The organism is Pedobacter paludisoli (assembly GCF_052344095.1).
Classification (GTDB): Bacteria; Bacteroidota; Bacteroidia; order Sphingobacteriales; family Sphingobacteriaceae; genus Pedobacter.
Map to the genome: position 1 here is coordinate 2,217,106 of NZ_CP179926.1, position 16,433 is coordinate 2,233,538.

The window sequence follows — 16,433 nt, forward strand, 5'->3', positions numbered from 1 at the left end:
CACGAATGTTCGAAAAATTATTCAGAAAGAAATCTATTTCTCAAATTCTTCAGGATACTTCAAAAGGGTACGGAGATCATGAGAATACCTTACATAAAACACTTGGCGTACGCGATTTAACTGCTTTTGGTATTGCGGCTATTATTGGTGCGGGTATTTTCAGCACCATAGGAAAAGCGAGTGCGGACGGTGGACCTGCCGTAATTTTTTTATTTATTTTTACGGCGATTGCCTGTAGTTTTGCTGCTTTTGCTTATGCCGAATTTGCTTCAATGGTGCCTGTGTCGGGCAGTGCTTACACCTATTCATACGTAGCTTTTGGCGAATTAGTTGCTTGGATAATTGGCTGGGCACTTATCATGGAGTATTCCATTGGAAACATCACGGTAGCTATTTCCTGGTCCGATTATTTCACAGGTTTGTTATCCTCCATTAAAATACCTGCCTTAGGCATCAACGGAATAAACATTCCCGATTGGATGACGATGGATTATCTGAGCGCATACAACGGCCATAAACACGCCGAAGCACTCTTGGCTGCTGGCAAAAGATTGAGCGATTTAGACCCACAGGTTGCCATCACCAACAATGCTTGGCTAAATGCTCCTACCCTATTTGGCTTTCATCTTGTTGCCGATATACCTGCTTTAGGGATTATCATTTTAATTACCTGGTTAATTTACCGCGGCATGAAAGAGAGTAGAAATGCGAGCAACGCGATGGTAATTGTTAAACTAGCTGTAATTTTATTGGTTTTAGCAGTTGGTATTTTTTACGTGGACACCAATAACTGGAGCCCATTTGCTCCCCACGGAGTATCGGGAGTTTTAAAAGGGGTTTCGGCTGTTTTCTTTGCCTATATTGGCTTCGATGCCATTTCAACCACGGCCGAAGAATGTAAAAATCCGCAACGCGATTTGCCACGAGGCATGATGTGGGCCATTATTATTTGTACCATACTTTACGTAGCCATTTCCTTGGTTTTAACCGGTATCGTAAACTCAGATAAATTAGCTGTTGGCGATCCATTGGCCTTTGTTTTCGATCAAATTGATTTGAAATTAATGAGTGGAATTATTGCTGTAAGTGCCGTATTTGCTATGGCCAGTGTATTACTTGTTTTCCAAATGGGTCAACCGCGTATTTGGATGAGTATGAGTCGCGATGGATTGTTGCCAAAATCGTTTTCTAAAATACACCCTGAATACAAAACCCCTTCTTTTTCTACCATTGTGGTAGGTTTTGTAGTCGCAGTTCCTTCCTTATTTTTAAACTTAACCACGGTAACAGATTTGTGTTCAATAGGAACCTTATTTGCCTTTGTTTTGGTGTGTGCGGGTGTTTTGGTGCTACAAAACAGACCTGATGTGCAACGTGGCAAATTTAGAATCCCGTATGTGAACAGTCGTTACATCATTCCTGTTGTATTTGTAGGAGCTATTGCAATGGCTTTTACCACATTTAAAACGGAAACAAATGCGTTTATTAGTAACCGCCAAAAAACAATTGATCCGGTTACGTTTGTGACGGCTTTATCGTCTAATGAACTTAAAATGGTGAAAGACGAGATCATCCAACATGCTCAGCCTCAAGTTTTAACAGGTGAAAAATTAGATGCGGAGTCTTATTTAAGCAACCTTCCAGCAGATCAATACGAACATTTTATCGCTACCTCAAAAACACCATTAACAAAGCGATATGAAAGTGGTTGGAATTTATTCAAACACAAAATACCCATGTGGATTTTTATATTCATTTGCCTCGTAATTACCTACTTTAGCATTACCAAGAATCTTTCTTTGATTCCTGTTTTAGGTTTATTGAGCTGCTTATACATGATGTGCGAACTTCCCTTAATCAATTGGGAATGGTTTACAGGTTGGCTAATTATTGGATTGGTTATTTACTTCTTGTATGGTTATAAGAATAGCAAGTTAGCTACTCAGCAAAAAGCATAAGATTAAAACAAAAAAGAGGATTTAAAATCCTCTTTTTTGTTTGTATTACTTTCTAGTTAACTTTTATTAATGAGTACCCTTGTTGGAACAGGGCCGGCGATACCATTACTGTCGAATGCTTTTTTAACCATTTCAAGAACACCAAAATACACCTCCCAATAATCACCCTGAAGCGTATAAGGCCGAATGGCAAGCGTAGTCATTCCATCCGCAATCTTCAACACACTTACTTCCGGAGCAGGCGTTTTTAAAATCTTGGGATGTTGTAACATCGCTTCTACTGCAACCTTTCTTGCTTTTTCAACATCCATATCCAATGCAATGGCCATAACCATATCTACGCGCAAATTACCATGAGAAGTGTAATTGGTAATCACACCAGTTGATAAGGCACCATTTGGAAGGATAATGGTTTTATTCTCGGCAGAAAGCATGGTGGTATTAAAAATTCCAATTTCTTGCACAACACCGACCAATCCTTGCGCTTCAATCATATCGCCTACTTTAAAAGGCCTAAAAATCATAATCATTACCCCACCGGCCAAATTACCAAGCGACCCATTTAAAGCCGCTCCAATAGCTAAACCCGCACCAGCTAACAGCGCAGCGAAACCGGTAATATCCACACCAATTTGACTGGCTATTACTAAGAACATTAAGACGGTAAGTGAAACCTTAAAAAGAGAAATCAAAAATCGCTGCAAAGAAGCATCAAATTGTTTGGCACCGAGCAGATTACTTACTAAATTAGTGAGCCTCTTAATAATCCAATTTCCAATAATATAAATTACAACGGCCGCCAGGATTTTGAGACCATAAACAGTTACTACGCCAATTGCTGCATCCATCCAATCCTTTCCTACCGCCAGTGTTTGATTAATTTGAAGTGTTGTCATTTTTGTTAATTTAAAGGTAAATGATGAATTAATTTTTCTATTTATTCAATATCTAATATAACTAAATAACAACAACTTATCTATTTTTTTTCTTATTGAAAAAAGGATGAATAAAAAAAATCCTCCGTTAAAAATAACGAAGGATTTCAATTTTATGCCTTTTTCTTGATGGCCAATAGCGTCAGCAAAATCAGCCCAGTGAGCGAGCCGGCAAGAAAAATTTCTGGTACAGGCCAATTGTTAATTTTTGCGATTGGTCCTAAAACGAACAGAACAATGCCCAATATGATTAAATAATTCTTCATTAAACGGGTAATCTATTCAGCTCAATATCTTCTGGTGTCACAAAAATTAACGGAACTTTTTCTACGTCCACGTAACTACTGTCTAAACCAAAACTTCGTTCCTCCGATAAACTTAATTTCTTCAGGATAAAATAATAATCCATAATGGTACGTTCGTAGAAACTCAAATTTGTAAACTTAGAAAGATGTTTCTCTAAAATAACAAAACGGAAATCACCGGCAATTTTATGACGATTCAAAGAAGTGTACTGACTCGTTATATCCACTTCTCCATTTTTAACCAAATCTTCAATCACCTTACGATATAGTAAATTAACACGCTGCTCAACCCTAAAACCCAGTTTAAAATCGATGCGAATTAACTTACCTGGAATTAAGAATTCAACTTTATAATCCATGGTATAAGGTTCATCCATCACATCCACATGCACCAACCAATACACATCTGCCCTTTTTGGTTCCTTTTGGATGATAGAATAAATAATTTTCGACTCGATTTCAGTTTTAAAATTTGCACTGGTTAAATACACCAATTGAGACGAAAATTTAGGCACCGATTCATCGCTACTTAACTCCGTTAAAATCTGATAATAGTCTTCAATTTCAACATACTTCACAAAACGATTTTTAATTTTTCTCGCCACAAACCAGCTCCACATAACCGTAAATAAGAACGAGCCAATCAATACGGTAACCCAACCTCCGTGTAAGAACTTAGTTAAATTACTAATTAAGAAGGTACCTTCAATAAGCAAATAGGTGCAGAAAAAAGTCGCAATTAAATACTTCGGAAAACGTTTACTCCGCAAATAATAACTCACTAGAATAGTAGTCATGAGCATGGCAATCGTAATGGATAGCCCGTAAGCAGCATCCATTTTCTCTGCCTTTTCAAAAAGCAATACAATTCCGCAACAGCCAATCCACAACATCCAATTGATCGATGGAACGTATAATTGTCCCTTTTGATTCGATGGATAAACAATTTTAATTTTTGGCCAAAGGTTTAACCGTACTGCCTCAGCAATTAAAGTAAACGACCCGCTAATGAGCGCCTGACTGGCAATAACGGCCGCCATGGTGGCTAAAATAACGATTGAAATTTGAAATTGCTCGGGTACAATTTCGAAAAAGGGATTCATTTTTGAGCTCGGCACAAACGTTGCCTTGTTTTGTAAAATCCAAACACCTTGTCCTAAATAATTTAAAATAAGGGTTAATTTCACAAAAATCCAGCTTATACGAATGTTGTTTCTACCACAGTGACCTAAATCAGAATATAAAGCCTCGGCTCCGGTAGTACATAAAAACACCCCGCCTAAAATTAAAAATGCAAGCCTATTCGTTGCCAATAAATGAATAGCATAATATGGATTAAGGGCTTTTAAAATACTGAGATCCTTGACAATGAATGATACGCCCAAAACACCTAATACGGTAAACCAAATTAACATCACTGGACCAAATAGTTTTCCAACTAAATTGGTTCCGAATTGCTGAATAATAAAAAGGATTGTTAAAATGGTTAATACAATTGGCATTACCGGCACATCGAACCGATTGGTTAAACCTTCTATCGCCGAAGTTACCGTAATACTGGGTGTAATGATACCATCGGCAAGAAGCGCACAGCCACCTACAATGGCAGGAATTACTAGCCATTTTGCCTTTTTCCTTACCAAGGAAAACAGCGAGAAAATCCCTCCCTCCCCTTTATTATCGGCTCGTAAAGTAATAATTACATACTTAACAGTTGTTTGCAAGGTTAAAGTCCAGATAATACAGGAAAGTACTCCTAAAACATTTACAGGGTTTACTTCTTGGCTTCCACCCAGGATGGTAGTGAAGATTGCGTTCAGTGTATAGAGCGGCGAGGTACCTATATCTCCAAACACAATTCCTAAACTTACCAAGACTCCTCCGGCAGTTAACGCGTTGACATTTTTATGATTTGACACTTCCTTGATATTAATGTGCGGCAAATGTAAACTAACTAGAACAATTTAACAACGAAATTATAGTGTATTTTAAACACTTACAATGCTGAATAGTTTTTACCCTTAAAAATAGCATTTTACACTCAAAAAAGGGAAATTATTCCTAGCCTCTTAGAAAGTTAGATTTTTTTGTTAAATTGTGTTAAATTATGGTTTATCATTAAAATGTTTAATTTCTTTGTATTAAATTGATAACTTTGTTGAACGAATTTGATGAAACTCTACCCAAAAATAACGCTACTCTACAAACTTGCACTTACCTTGTGTATGGTTTTAGTATGCAGTATGTATTCTTGGGCACAATCAGATAGTATTCACATTAGTTTAAAGTCTCGAAGCAAAAAAACTGGCAAAATTCCTGAAATTAAAGCGAACATTCAGCCCTATAAACCAGCTTACTTTTCGAGTTTCGGAACCTTAAACACGTTTGCCGCTGTTTCAAAAGGCACATCCGTTGCACCAAACGCTACAAAAGAAAAACTATTAACCGTGTTAAAAATTTATCCAAATCCGGTTGAAGATCAATTAAATATTCTTTTAACGATTGGAAAAGACGGTACCCAAACCACTATAAAAATCATTGACCTATTGGGGAACGAAGTAGCAACCCTTGGCAATGAGCGCTTAAATGCCGGTGAACAAACCAAAACGTATACCATCCCAAGTCGTTTAAACACCGGAATTTACTTTTTACGCATAATTGCCGGCTCTGAAAGTCAGGTAAAACGTATATCTGTTTTATAAACACCATTTTGTTTTTTACTTTTGACTAAATTGAAGCTTGGCTATAGCAAGCCCAGTTTACCTTTCATTATTTTATTTCAAATTTAATTCGCCAATGAAAATTATTGCCATAGGCCGCAACTATTCAGAACACGCCAAAGAGTTGAACAATCCTATTCCAACGGTACCGGTAATATTTTTGAAACCCGATACTGCCGTACTTAAAGATAATAAGCCCTTTTATTTACCCGATTTTTCGAACGACATTCATTTCGAACTAGAAGTTGTTTTAAAAATTAGCAAGGAAGGAAAGCATATTGCCGAAAAATTTGCTTCAAACTACTACGAAGAAATAGGTTTGGGCATCGATTTTACAGCAAGAGATATCCAAAGCAAACACAAGGAAAAAGGATTGCCTTGGGAACTTGCAAAAGGGTTTGATAACTCCGCCCCCATTAGCACGTTCATTCCAAAAGCCGAATTCGAAGATTTATACAATCTAAATTTTGAATTAAAAATAAACAATGAAAGACGCCAGAAGGGATGCACCAAAGATTTATTGTTTTCATTCGAAAAAATAATCAGCTTCGTATCACAATACATTACCTTAAAAAAAGGTGATTTAATTTTCACCGGAACTCCAGAAGGTGTAGGAAAGGTTCAGCAAGGCGACAAATTAGAAGCATGGCTTGAAGGCAAACAACTGTTAAACTTTGACGTAAAATAAAAATGGACAAATACCTACGCCATCCATTTCTGTTACTTGCAATTTCTTTATTTGTTGCTCCAGCCACTTTTGCTCAGCAGATTTTCAGTAAAAACAGCTATCCGTTAATGGATTTTAGGCAGCCTCTTGACATTACCCCTCCGGCACTTGCCGGTTCATTTGGCGAATTAAGAAGCAATCACTTTCATTCAGGAATTGATTTTAGAACCAACCAACGAGAAGGTTATCCGGTATATGCCGTGGCCGATGGATACGTCTCACGTTTGCGTGTACAAAACAGTGGTTTTGGGCTTGCACTTTACATCAATCATCCCAACGGATATACCTCTGTTTACGGACATTTGCAGCGCTTTTCGCCAAAGATAGCGCCTATTGTAAAAAATCTTGAATACGAAAAGAAGTCTTTTGAAATAGATGAATTTCCAGATGCTACGCTGATTCCAGTACATAAAGGTGAGATTATTGCTTGGTCGGGCAATAGAGGTAGCTCAGGAGGTCCACATTTACACTTCGAAATCCGCGATACCAAAACAGAAGAAACCATTAATCCACAATTATTTGGTATTTCAATCCCCGACAATATTCCGCCAGTAATTCATGGCATGTATGTATATCGTTTAAATGGCAAAGTTTTTAATGAAAATACACCTAAACAAGCGATTGCCCTAACCGGCGCTAATGGAAATTACAAAACAACAGCACCTATTAATTTAACAGGAGAAGTAGGCTTTGGAGTGGTTACCACCGATAGACATACCGGTTTATCGGGTACAAATGGCGTATACTCTATTCAGTTGGAATTGGATGGGAAAATGGTTTATACGTCAGCACTCGAGCGTTTTGCCTTTGAAAACAGCAAAGGAATAAATGCTCATATTGATTACCCAACTTACTTAACTACCAAAAGAAGCATTCAAAAAAGTTTCGTTGAACCGGGTAACCCGATTAAAATTTATAGTAGCTTAGTTAATAACGGACGGATTACTTTTAACGATGGGCAAACGCATCAACTGAAATACATTATTACCGATGCCAGCGGCAATGCCTCCGTATTACCTTTCACGGTAAAAGCTGGAAATTCGGTTGCTACTGTTCCTCCTAGCTACCCAGCAGAAAATATATTTACCTACAATAAAGCCAATACGTTTTCTACCGATGATTTTAAAGTTGAATTTCCAAATGGAACGCTTTACAGTGATGTAAACTTTACGTTTAAAGTGTTGCCAAAAGCTGGTGCAAATGCCTATTCAGCTACCTACCAAATCCACAACCGCTTTACGCCGCTACATGTAGGCTTTAACCTTTGGATAAAAGCCGATGCCTTACCGGAACACTTAAGGAACAAAGCGGTAATCGTGAATACGAATGGTTCATCGCAAGGTGGCGAATTTGAAAATGGCTATGTAAAAGCAAACCCCAGAACGTTTGGTTCATTTTATATTAGCAGTGATACGGTAGCTCCTCGAATTGTTCCAACAAACATTGTCGATGGAAAAAACATGGCCAATATATCGAAAATGACTTTCCGAATTTCGGATAACCTTTCGGGGATAAAAAGCTTTAATGGATACATTGATGGCCAATGGGTATTAATGGAGTTTGATACAAAAAGCAGTACCCTATGGCATACTTTTGATGAACGAACCAAAAGTGGAAAACATCAGCTTGAATTAATTGTTGTAGATATGAAAGAGAATACAAAAAGATATTCGATTTCCTTTTTTAAATAAGCTCCAATAATTTGGAGGATAACTGAAAAAAATATGGCAGAGTTACAAGAAGGCGATTTAGCGCCTGCATTTACATCGAAAGATCAGTCTGGAATAGATATTTCACTGAAAGATTATTTAGGTAAAAAGGTGATTTTATTTTTCTACCCAAAAGACAATACACCAGGCTGTACGGCTGAAGCCTGTAGTTTTAGAGATAACCATCAACTGCTACTCGAAAAGGGAATGGTGGTTTTAGGTGTGAGTGTGGATGATGAAAAATCGCACCAAAAGTTTATTACCAAACACAACTTACCTTTTCCGCTAATTGCAGACACGGATTTAAAGATTGTAAACGATTACGGGGTTTGGGCTGAAAAAAACATGTATGGGAAGAAATACATGGGCACGGTTCGTACAACTTTTATTATTGATGAAGAAGGTAAAATTGCGCACATTATTAAAAAAGTAGATACCAAAAACTCGAGCCAGCAGGTTATGGATGTACTTGAGGGCAAATAATTTTCTCGAAATCATATTTTTCTTTGATAGCAGCAGCCAAAACCGCCGGATAAACCTGATGTAAACGAAAATCCTTTTAAAAGCAGCCGTCAAAAAAAGCAGAAAATAATCGAATGAATGCAAAACGCTTCAAATTTTAGGCTTTTAAAAGATTGAAGTGGCAGCAGGACAAACATTGCTATAAAACGCAGGCTTTGATTTTCAAAAAAACTCTTAATTAACATAAAATCAACACTATTTTAATTTATGCTATCGATTGCATAAATAATAAAAGGCATATTTTGATATAAGCGCTAAAACATTAACTTTGCTAAATATCAAAACCTCATATTAAATTTTAATGAAACATACAATTAAAGAACTAGAAGATATTGCTTCGCAAGTAAGAAGAGATATCGTAAGAATGGTTCATGGGTGCCAATCGGGCCACCCGGGCGCTTCACTTGGATGTGCAGATTTTTTTACAGCATTATATTTTGAGGTATTAAACCATAAGACGGACTTTTCAATGGACGGGAAAGATGAAGATTTATTTTTCCTTTCAAATGGACATATTTCTCCGGTTTGGTACAGTACTTTAGCGCATGCTGGTTATTTTGATAAGAGTGAATTGGCTTCATTTCGTAAATTAGATTCGAGATTACAAGGTCACCCTACTACACACGAGCATTTACCGGGTATTCGGATAGCTTCTGGTTCATTAGGCCAAGGTTTATCGGTTTCTGTGGGTGCTGCTTTAACCAAACGACTGAATGGCGATAAATCGCTAGTATATGTATTAATGGGCGATGGTGAATTGCAAGAAGGTCAAAACTGGGAGGCTGCTATGTTTGCTCCTTTTAATAAAGTAGATCATTTAATTGCAACAGTTGATTACAATGGTCAACAAATTGATGGCCCAACTGAAAAAGTGCTTTCATTAGACAGTTTACAAGCAAAATTTGAAGCATTCGGATGGCACGTTATCCATACGGATGGAAACAATATGCAAGCGATTTTAGATGGTTTGCATTACGCTAAAACGTTAACAGGAAAAGGTAAACCTATTTTAAATTTAATGAGTACCGAAATGGGTGCAGGCGTTGATTTTATGATGGGCACGCACAAATGGCATGGTACGGCACCTAACAATGAACAATTAGAGGCTGCATTGGCTCAATTACCTGAAACATTAGGTGATTATTAATTCATCTGAATAATCAGAATACAAAAAATTAAATTTTACACTAACAAAAACCCCTTGGGTTTGGGCATTACATTTTGAATTGCCTTAAATAAAAAGATATAAAATAGTGAAAAAGTATACTTACACAGAGAAAAAAGACACGCGTTCGGGCTTTGGAGCTGGCTTACATGAGGCTGGAAAGAAAAACGAAGACGTAGTTGCTTTATGTGCTGACTTAGTGGGCTCATTAAAAATGGATGCTTTTATTAAAGATTTTCCTGAGCGCTTTACACAAGTTGGAATTGCAGAAGCGAATATGATTGGTATGGCTGCAGGTATGACTATTGGTGGTAAAATTCCTTTTACGGGAACATTCGCCAACTTTTCGACCGGTCGTGTATACGATCAGATTCGTCAATCGGTAGCGTATTCAAATAAAAACGTTAAAATTTGTGCTTCCCACGCAGGTTTAACATTAGGTGAAGACGGGGCTACCCACCAAATTTTAGAAGATATTGGTTTAATGAAAATGTTGCCGGGTATGGTGGTTATTAATCCTTGCGATTACAACCAAACCAAAGCTGCAACCATGGCTATTGCTGAGTACGAAGGCCCGGTGTATTTACGCTTTGGTCGCCCAGTAATTCCTGTTTTTACAGATCCTGACCAAAAATTTGAGATTGGTAAAGCTTGGATGGTAAACGAAGGTACCGATGTAACCATTATTGCAACTGGCCACATGGTTTGGAAAGCGATTGAAGCAGGTGAGAAATTAGCTGAAATGGGAATCGATGCCGAAATTATCAATATCCACACGATTAAACCTTTAGACGATGAGGCTATCTTAAAGTCTGTAAAGAAAACGGGTTGTGTAGTTACTTGCGAAGAACACAATAAGTTTGGTGGTTTAGGTGAAAGTGTAGCGCGCTTATTGGTTACAGAATTACCTACCCCACAAGAGTTTGTTGCTGTAAACGATACTTTTGGTGAAAGTGGTACTCCGGATCAATTAATGAGCAAATATGGCTTAGATGCGGTTAACATTATTGAAGCCGTACAAAAAGTAATGAAAAGAAAAGCATAAGCTTTAAAATACATCTTGCGCAAGGGCACAACTATCCAAAGTAAAACTTTGTATATTGTGCCTTTGTTATTTAATAAAAAGAATACCTGTACATGAAACACATTGAAGATGCTGAAATTATTGCGCTGTTTGCGGACGAGAAAACTCGTAACGAGGCCTTCAATTTGTTATTAAAAAAATATCAGCAAAAAATTTACTGGCATATCCGTCGATTGGTATTAAATCATGATGACTGTGATGATTTAATACAAGAGGTTTTTATTAAGGTTTGGAAAAACTTAAGCAAGTTTAGAAACGACTCTCAACTGTATACCTGGATTTATCGCATTGCGACAAATGAATCAATCACTTTCTTAAACAAACAGAAGCAGAAAAATAATACACCTTTAGACGAAGTATCTACGGAATTGGCTGAAAATTTAGTGGCTTCATCGTACTTTAATGGCGATAAGTTGGAACACAAATTACAACAAGCCATTTTAACATTACCAGAAAAGCAACGGCTTATTTTTAACATGAAATACTTTGATGATTTGAAATATGAAGAGATTTCTGAGATTTTGGGAACATCGGTTGGCGCCTTGAAAGCTTCCTTTCATATTGCGGCAAAAAAAATTGAAGCTTTTATTATAAATGATGGCGGAACAGATTAAACCTTTTAGTATTAATTGTATCATATATCTGTGATGAAGGAAAATATAGAAAATAACGATTGGATGAAAGACGCTCCTACCCTTGCGGAGATGGCGAAACGAAATCCTTTTATTGTTCCAGAGGGATACTTTGATGCCAACATAAATGTCATTCAAACGGCAATTTATTTGGATGAAATACGCCAAAACCAAACAACGGGTTTTGAGGTTCCTGAAAACTATTTTGAAAACCTATCTGAACGCATAGAAACGGTAGTTGCTTTAGCTGCTGTTAAACCGGAAAACAGCTTTACCGTTCCTGAAAATTATTTCAACACCTTAGAAAGCAGAATCAACGAGCGTATTGCGGCAGTTGAAACTAAAAAAGAAGCCAAAATTATTCCACTTTGGCGCCGAAGCTTAGTAAAATATGCCAGCGCTGCGTGTGTGTTGCTTTTGTCAACTTTTGGTTTTTATTATTACGAAAATAATTTCTCTTCAGAAGCGCAAATTCGTTCAGCTGAAATGGCAAATGAACAGATGTTGTACGATATTGATGAGAGCACCATTATTGAACATTTAGAAGCTCAACCAAGCAGTACGGTTCAAAAAATTTCTGCCTCGGATACAGAAATGGAAAACTACATACTGAGCAATTATTCATCGAATGATTTAACTCAAGAATTATAAAAATTAATGCAATGAAAAAATTATTGTTTGCTTTTTTGCTGTTCCTTTTACCTTCTTTAATTTTTGCACAACGTCCAAAAATGGAGGAAATCGAATCCTTAAAAGTTGCCTTTTTTACAAAAAAACTAGACTTATCGCCGGAAGAAGCAAAGGTTTTCTGGCCAATTTATAACGATATGCAAGCTGAACAAAATAGCTTGCGTAAAGAAAAAATGAAGAAAATGATTTCCTTCAAAAAGGTTGATGAGATTGACAATTTAAGCGATGCACAAATTCAAAGTTTAATTACCAGTGAGTTTGACCTCCGTCAACGGGATTTAAATATTGAAAAGAAATATTATTATAAACTTAAATCGGCACTACCGATAAAAACGGTAGGAAAATATTACCGAGCTCAAGAAGCTTTTAAACGGGAACTACTAAATAGATATAGAGATAACCGTGGACCGAAATAAGAAAAAAAACGCCGAATTCAGCAATGGATTCGGTGTTTTGTTATAAGGCATATCCGAATTTAATCGGCTTTAAACATCCTAAACCTTTTGCTTTTATATGGCGATAGGCAAGTTGACAATTTTGGAGGTAAATCCCTTTTCAATTGCCAAGTTCTAATTGATTTTTAACTCCATGAACAAGTAACTTTTGTTCTCTTAGAACGCCGCTATAGGTTTATTAAAAGCAGCATAAAAGCACGGGTTTTGATTTGTGAGTTAATTCATTTACGTACTTTTGCTGCATGCTTACACAACGTCAATTGTTTTTACAACACAATGCGCAAACCTCTCCTGAACCACTTTTGCTTGAATTTGTAAGGGCCAATGGAGTTTATTTATACGATGCAAACAATAAAAAGCATTTAGACCTGATTGCCGGTATCGGCGTCAGCAATATAGGCCATTGTCATCCGGCAGTGGTCAAGGCTATACAAGAACAGGTCGAAACCTACATGCACTTGATGGTATATGGCGAATATGTACAAACGCCACAGGTAAATTTTGCGAAGGCTTTAGCTGAAATTTTGCCACCAAGCTTAAGTTGCACCTACTTTTTAAACTCAGGAACAGAAGCCGTAGAAGGGGCGATGAAATTAGCCAAACGGTTTACCGGTAGAAAGGGATTCATTGCGTGCAAAAATGCTTATCACGGCAGTACACAAGGCGCTGAGAGCTTAATGGAAAGCGATTCCTATTCGCATGGGTACGGGCCATTTTTACCACATGTAAGCTTCATAGAACACAATAAATTAGCTGACCTTGAAAAAATAACCACTGAAATTGCTGCTGTTTTTATCGAACCCATTCAAGGTGAAGCTGGTATCCGCGTAGCCGACAGAAGTTATATGCAAGCTTTAAGAGCAAAATGTACAGAAACCGGAACGCTGTTAATTTTCGATGAGATTCAATCGGGTTTTGGTCGTAGTGGAAAAATGTTTGCTTTTGAACATTTTGATATTGTGCCGGATGTATTGTTATTAGCGAAAGGAATTGGGGGCGGAATGCCTATTGGTGCCTTTATCAGCTCCTTAGAAATCATGTCAGTGTTATCGCACAGCCCAATTTTAGGGCATATGACAACTTTTGGAGGGCATCCCGTTTGCTGTGCTGCTGGATTAGCCACTCTACGCACACTTGTAGATCAAAAAATTGTAGACGAAGTAGAGACAAAAGGCGAACTTTTTAAACAGCTGTTGCAACACCCAAGCATTAAAGAAATTCGAGGAAAAGGCTTAATGCTGGCTGTTGAATTTGATAGTTTTGAAACAAATAAAGCTATCATTGATGCCTGTATTGCAGATGGCATTATTTCCGATTGGTTTTTACATTGCAGCAACTCCATGCGCATTGCACCTCCTTTAATCATTAGTACAAAAGAAATTGAAGAAGCATGTGCGGTCATTCTAAAAAACATTATCTTCGTTACAGGCAAGGAAACAAGTCATTAATCATAACATATCCCCTACATGAACGTATTGATTGTTGAAGATGAAAAGAGCTTGGCGCTAGAAATGGATGAATTTTTAAGTGGCCAAGGCTTTATCGTAGAACATGCATGGAAAAAATCTTCTGCTGAGGAAAAGATTTTCGTGAATAGCTACGACTTCATCTTGCTTGATTTAGGCTTACCCGATGGAGATGGATTCCTTATTTTAAAACAATTAAAGCAGCTTAAAGATCGCGACGATGCCGTGATTATTTTAACTGCCCGCAGCGAAGTAGATGATCGCATAAAAGGTTTAGACGAGGGTGCCGACGATTATTTACCAAAGCCTTTTTCGCTCAACGAACTTTTGGCTCGTATGCACGCCATTACACGAAGAAAACACAAACTCGAAAAGAATGAAGTTGATGTTCATGGCTTTCTCTTAAACATCCAAAACAGAACCGTGGCCTTTGGAGAAGAGCGCTTGAATTTAACCAAGAAAGAATTTGAAATTTTCAACTATTTGGTACTTAACAAAAATCGGGTTGTGTCGAGAATGAGTTTAACGGAACACGTATGGGGCGACATTTTAGAGGTAAATTCTGACTCAAATTTTGTGGATGTACACGTAAAAAATCTACGAAAAAAGTTAGCCGCCGCCTGTCCGATCGAATGGTTTGAGACCGTAAGAAGCATCGGGTATCGCATAAATTATTAGGTACAAACAGCAAAACCGCTTCAATTGAATGAAACTTCAAATTAAATTTTCATTGTACAATGCGGTAACCAAAGTGGCTATTATTTTGGTTTTAGGAACCATCATCCTTTTCTCCCTGAATAAAATCGCCAATAATCAGCTCGAAAACAGGCTAGTAAAAAAGAAAAACAAAATTATCGAGCATCTTAGCAAAAAAGAAATCGATAGCTTACTTGCTGATCAACAATCTTTTACCGATTATAATATCTTAAAAGAAGAGTTTATCATTTTAACAGATATACCGGATAGCTCCAAAGATTCTACAACCAGAATAAGTACTGAAAAACGTGAAATTGAAGGCGATGTGGAAGTGTACAGGATATTAAATTATAAATTTCTATATCGAAACAATTGGTACAATTTAGAGCTGGGTGAGAGTATTACCACACTTGAAACGCTGAAAAGCATTATTCGGTTTTACATGCTGATTGTTTTAGTAATAACCTTGCTAATCACGCTCATTGCCGATTATACCTTTTCGAATTTCCTGTTAAAACCTTTCTATCAAATTATCGATAAAAAGATTAATCTAGTTAATGACCCAAGCCATTACAATTACGGTAATATCCCCACAAGTACCGACGATTTTAAAATTCTCGACAACAGTATCAATTCGCTTATGCGTAAAATCAATGAATTGTTTTCAATTGAAAAGCAATTCATTGCCAATGTTTCGCATGAATTGCTCACGCCTATTTCAATTTTAACATCGCGATTCGAGAACATGTTGAATACTCCCAACATTCCCGAAGAACATGAAAATAAAATTTATGCTTCGCTTAAAACACTTCAACGTTTAAAACTTATCATTAACAGCTTATTGCTCATTTCAAAAGTTGAAAATGATCAATATGTTAAAACCGAAAGTATCAGCCTTAAACAAGAAATAACCGATGCGTTTGAAGAGCTTGAAGACCGCATAATGACGAAAGGCATCCAGTATGAAATAGATTTGAAGGACGATTATCAATTTGTAGGCAGTCAAGTTTTGATTCATATTTTATTAATTAATCTCCTTAGAAACGCAATTAAATACAACTTTGAAAACGGGACTATTTCAATTAAAGGGAATTATCAATCCGAAAGCTATGTTTTAACTATTTCTGATACCGGGAAAGGAATGTCTAAAGAAATTTTAAACCATGCATTTGATCGTTTCAAGAGAGGCAATTCGGAAGAAAATGGCTTTGGTTTAGGCTTGGCAATTGTAAAAAGTATTGCCTCCTTTCATGTGATAGATATAAAAATTGATTCAACTGAAAATCGTGGAACCCACATTTCCTTAATTTTCAATGCGTAATTTTCAACATGAAGCCTTATTTTCATCGGTTAAGTACATCCTATCTAT

The 16,433-nt window shown here is 37.0% G+C and carries 16 protein-coding genes; 13 read left to right on the forward strand and 3 right to left on the reverse strand.

The genetic code is table 11. The features are described 5' to 3' along the window. Positions 1-5 precede the first annotated feature (5 nt). The gene (locus ACJVDK_RS08955) at positions 6-1,958 is read left to right on the forward strand and encodes an amino acid permease (RefSeq protein ID WP_443939934.1); all 1,953 of its coding nucleotides are present in this window, start codon (positions 6-8) and stop codon (positions 1,956-1,958) included. Between the two features lie 56 nt (positions 1,959-2,014). Here the strand turns inward: ACJVDK_RS08955 and ACJVDK_RS08960 are convergent, their stop codons facing one another. The 3 genes from ACJVDK_RS08960 to ACJVDK_RS08970 all read right to left on the reverse strand — a co-directional run bounded on the left by ACJVDK_RS08960 (position 2,015) and on the right by ACJVDK_RS08970 (position 5,117). Beyond that, a complete protein-coding gene (locus tag ACJVDK_RS08960; protein ID WP_443939935.1) occupies positions 2,015-2,854 on the reverse strand; it encodes a mechanosensitive ion channel family protein in 840 nt (279 codons plus the stop codon). 152 nt (positions 2,855-3,006) lie between these two features. Next, positions 3,007-3,159, reverse strand: coding sequence for a hypothetical protein (locus ACJVDK_RS08965; protein WP_443939936.1), 153 nt, complete (start codon positions 3,157-3,159; stop codon positions 3,007-3,009). Beyond that, the gene (locus ACJVDK_RS08970; protein WP_443939937.1) at positions 3,159-5,117 is read right to left on the reverse strand and encodes a KUP/HAK/KT family potassium transporter; all 1,959 of its coding nucleotides are present in this window, start codon (positions 5,115-5,117) and stop codon (positions 3,159-3,161) included. Before ACJVDK_RS08970 ends, ACJVDK_RS08965 begins: the two co-directional genes overlap by 1 nt. 252 nt (positions 5,118-5,369) lie before the next feature. Between ACJVDK_RS08970 and ACJVDK_RS08975 the strand changes: the two genes are divergently transcribed. The 12 genes from ACJVDK_RS08975 (at position 5,370) to ACJVDK_RS09030 (ending at position 16,385) form a co-directional block, all read left to right on the forward strand. Next, positions 5,370-5,900, forward strand: a complete 531-nt coding sequence (locus ACJVDK_RS08975) for a T9SS type A sorting domain-containing protein (protein WP_443939938.1) — start codon at positions 5,370-5,372, stop codon at positions 5,898-5,900. Positions 5,901-5,994: 94 nt separating this feature from the next. Beyond that, positions 5,995-6,606 carry a fumarylacetoacetate hydrolase family protein gene (locus ACJVDK_RS08980; RefSeq protein WP_443939939.1) on the forward strand — a complete coding sequence of 204 codons (612 nt, stop codon included), beginning with the start codon at positions 5,995-5,997 and terminating at the stop codon, positions 6,604-6,606. Positions 6,607-6,608: 2 nt separating this feature from the next. Further along, the gene (locus ACJVDK_RS08985; protein WP_443939940.1) at positions 6,609-8,336 is read left to right on the forward strand and encodes a M23 family metallopeptidase; all 1,728 of its coding nucleotides are present in this window, start codon (positions 6,609-6,611) and stop codon (positions 8,334-8,336) included. 33 nt (positions 8,337-8,369) lie between these two features. Continuing rightward, positions 8,370-8,837: a thioredoxin-dependent thiol peroxidase gene (gene bcp / locus ACJVDK_RS08990; RefSeq protein WP_443939941.1), complete on the forward strand. Its 468-nt coding sequence runs from the start codon at positions 8,370-8,372 to the stop codon at positions 8,835-8,837. Positions 8,838-9,177: 340 nt separating this feature from the next. Further along, complete coding sequence (locus tag ACJVDK_RS08995) at positions 9,178-10,023, forward strand: transketolase (protein WP_443939942.1); 846 nt, start codon at positions 9,178-9,180, stop codon at positions 10,021-10,023. A gap of 106 nt (positions 10,024-10,129) precedes the next feature. Then, the gene (locus ACJVDK_RS09000; protein WP_443939943.1) at positions 10,130-11,086 is read left to right on the forward strand and encodes a transketolase family protein; all 957 of its coding nucleotides are present in this window, start codon (positions 10,130-10,132) and stop codon (positions 11,084-11,086) included. A 101-nt stretch (positions 11,087-11,187) separates the two neighbouring features. Continuing rightward, the gene (locus ACJVDK_RS09005) at positions 11,188-11,739 is read left to right on the forward strand and encodes an RNA polymerase sigma factor (RefSeq protein ID WP_443940040.1); all 552 of its coding nucleotides are present in this window, start codon (positions 11,188-11,190) and stop codon (positions 11,737-11,739) included. 33 nt (positions 11,740-11,772) lie between these two features. Then, a complete protein-coding gene (locus ACJVDK_RS09010; protein ID WP_443939944.1) occupies positions 11,773-12,408 on the forward strand; it encodes a hypothetical protein in 636 nt (211 codons plus the stop codon). Between the two features lie 11 nt (positions 12,409-12,419). Then, the gene (locus ACJVDK_RS09015) at positions 12,420-12,863 is read left to right on the forward strand and encodes a hypothetical protein (protein WP_443939945.1); all 444 of its coding nucleotides are present in this window, start codon (positions 12,420-12,422) and stop codon (positions 12,861-12,863) included. Between the two features lie 281 nt (positions 12,864-13,144). After that, entirely contained in the window at positions 13,145-14,350 is a 1,206-nt protein-coding gene (locus ACJVDK_RS09020; protein WP_443939946.1) for an aspartate aminotransferase family protein, read from the forward strand. Between the two features lie 18 nt (positions 14,351-14,368). Further along, positions 14,369-15,046 carry a response regulator transcription factor gene (locus tag ACJVDK_RS09025; protein WP_443939947.1) on the forward strand — a complete coding sequence of 226 codons (678 nt, stop codon included), beginning with the start codon at positions 14,369-14,371 and terminating at the stop codon, positions 15,044-15,046. 28 nt (positions 15,047-15,074) lie between these two features. Then, entirely contained in the window at positions 15,075-16,385 is a 1,311-nt protein-coding gene (locus tag ACJVDK_RS09030) for a sensor histidine kinase (protein WP_443939948.1), read from the forward strand. The last annotated feature ends 48 nt before the right edge of the window (positions 16,386-16,433 follow it).

Coding starts and splice junctions, on each gene's coding strand:
- ACJVDK_RS09025 (WP_443939947.1), top strand. CDS start 14,369: ATGAACGTATTGATTGTTGAAGATGAAAAGAGCTTGGCGCTAGAAATG.
- ACJVDK_RS09015 (WP_443939945.1), top strand. CDS start 12,420: ATGAAAAAATTATTGTTTGCTTTTTTGCTGTTCCTTTTACCTTCTTTA.
- ACJVDK_RS09030 (WP_443939948.1), top strand. CDS start 15,075: ATGAAACTTCAAATTAAATTTTCATTGTACAATGCGGTAACCAAAGTG.
- bcp (WP_443939941.1), top strand. CDS start 8,370: ATGGCAGAGTTACAAGAAGGCGATTTAGCGCCTGCATTTACATCGAAA.
- ACJVDK_RS08975 (WP_443939938.1), top strand. CDS start 5,370: ATGAAACTCTACCCAAAAATAACGCTACTCTACAAACTTGCACTTACC.
- ACJVDK_RS08960 (WP_443939935.1), bottom strand. CDS start 2,854: ATGACAACACTTCAAATTAATCAAACACTGGCGGTAGGAAAGGATTGG.
- ACJVDK_RS08980 (WP_443939939.1), top strand. CDS start 5,995: ATGAAAATTATTGCCATAGGCCGCAACTATTCAGAACACGCCAAAGAG.
- ACJVDK_RS08955 (WP_443939934.1), top strand. CDS start 6: ATGTTCGAAAAATTATTCAGAAAGAAATCTATTTCTCAAATTCTTCAG.
- ACJVDK_RS08995 (WP_443939942.1), top strand. CDS start 9,178: ATGAAACATACAATTAAAGAACTAGAAGATATTGCTTCGCAAGTAAGA.
- ACJVDK_RS09020 (WP_443939946.1), top strand. CDS start 13,145: ATGCTTACACAACGTCAATTGTTTTTACAACACAATGCGCAAACCTCT.
- ACJVDK_RS08965 (WP_443939936.1), bottom strand. CDS start 3,159: ATGAAGAATTATTTAATCATATTGGGCATTGTTCTGTTCGTTTTAGGA.
- ACJVDK_RS08985 (WP_443939940.1), top strand. CDS start 6,609: ATGGACAAATACCTACGCCATCCATTTCTGTTACTTGCAATTTCTTTA.
- ACJVDK_RS09010 (WP_443939944.1), top strand. CDS start 11,773: ATGAAGGAAAATATAGAAAATAACGATTGGATGAAAGACGCTCCTACC.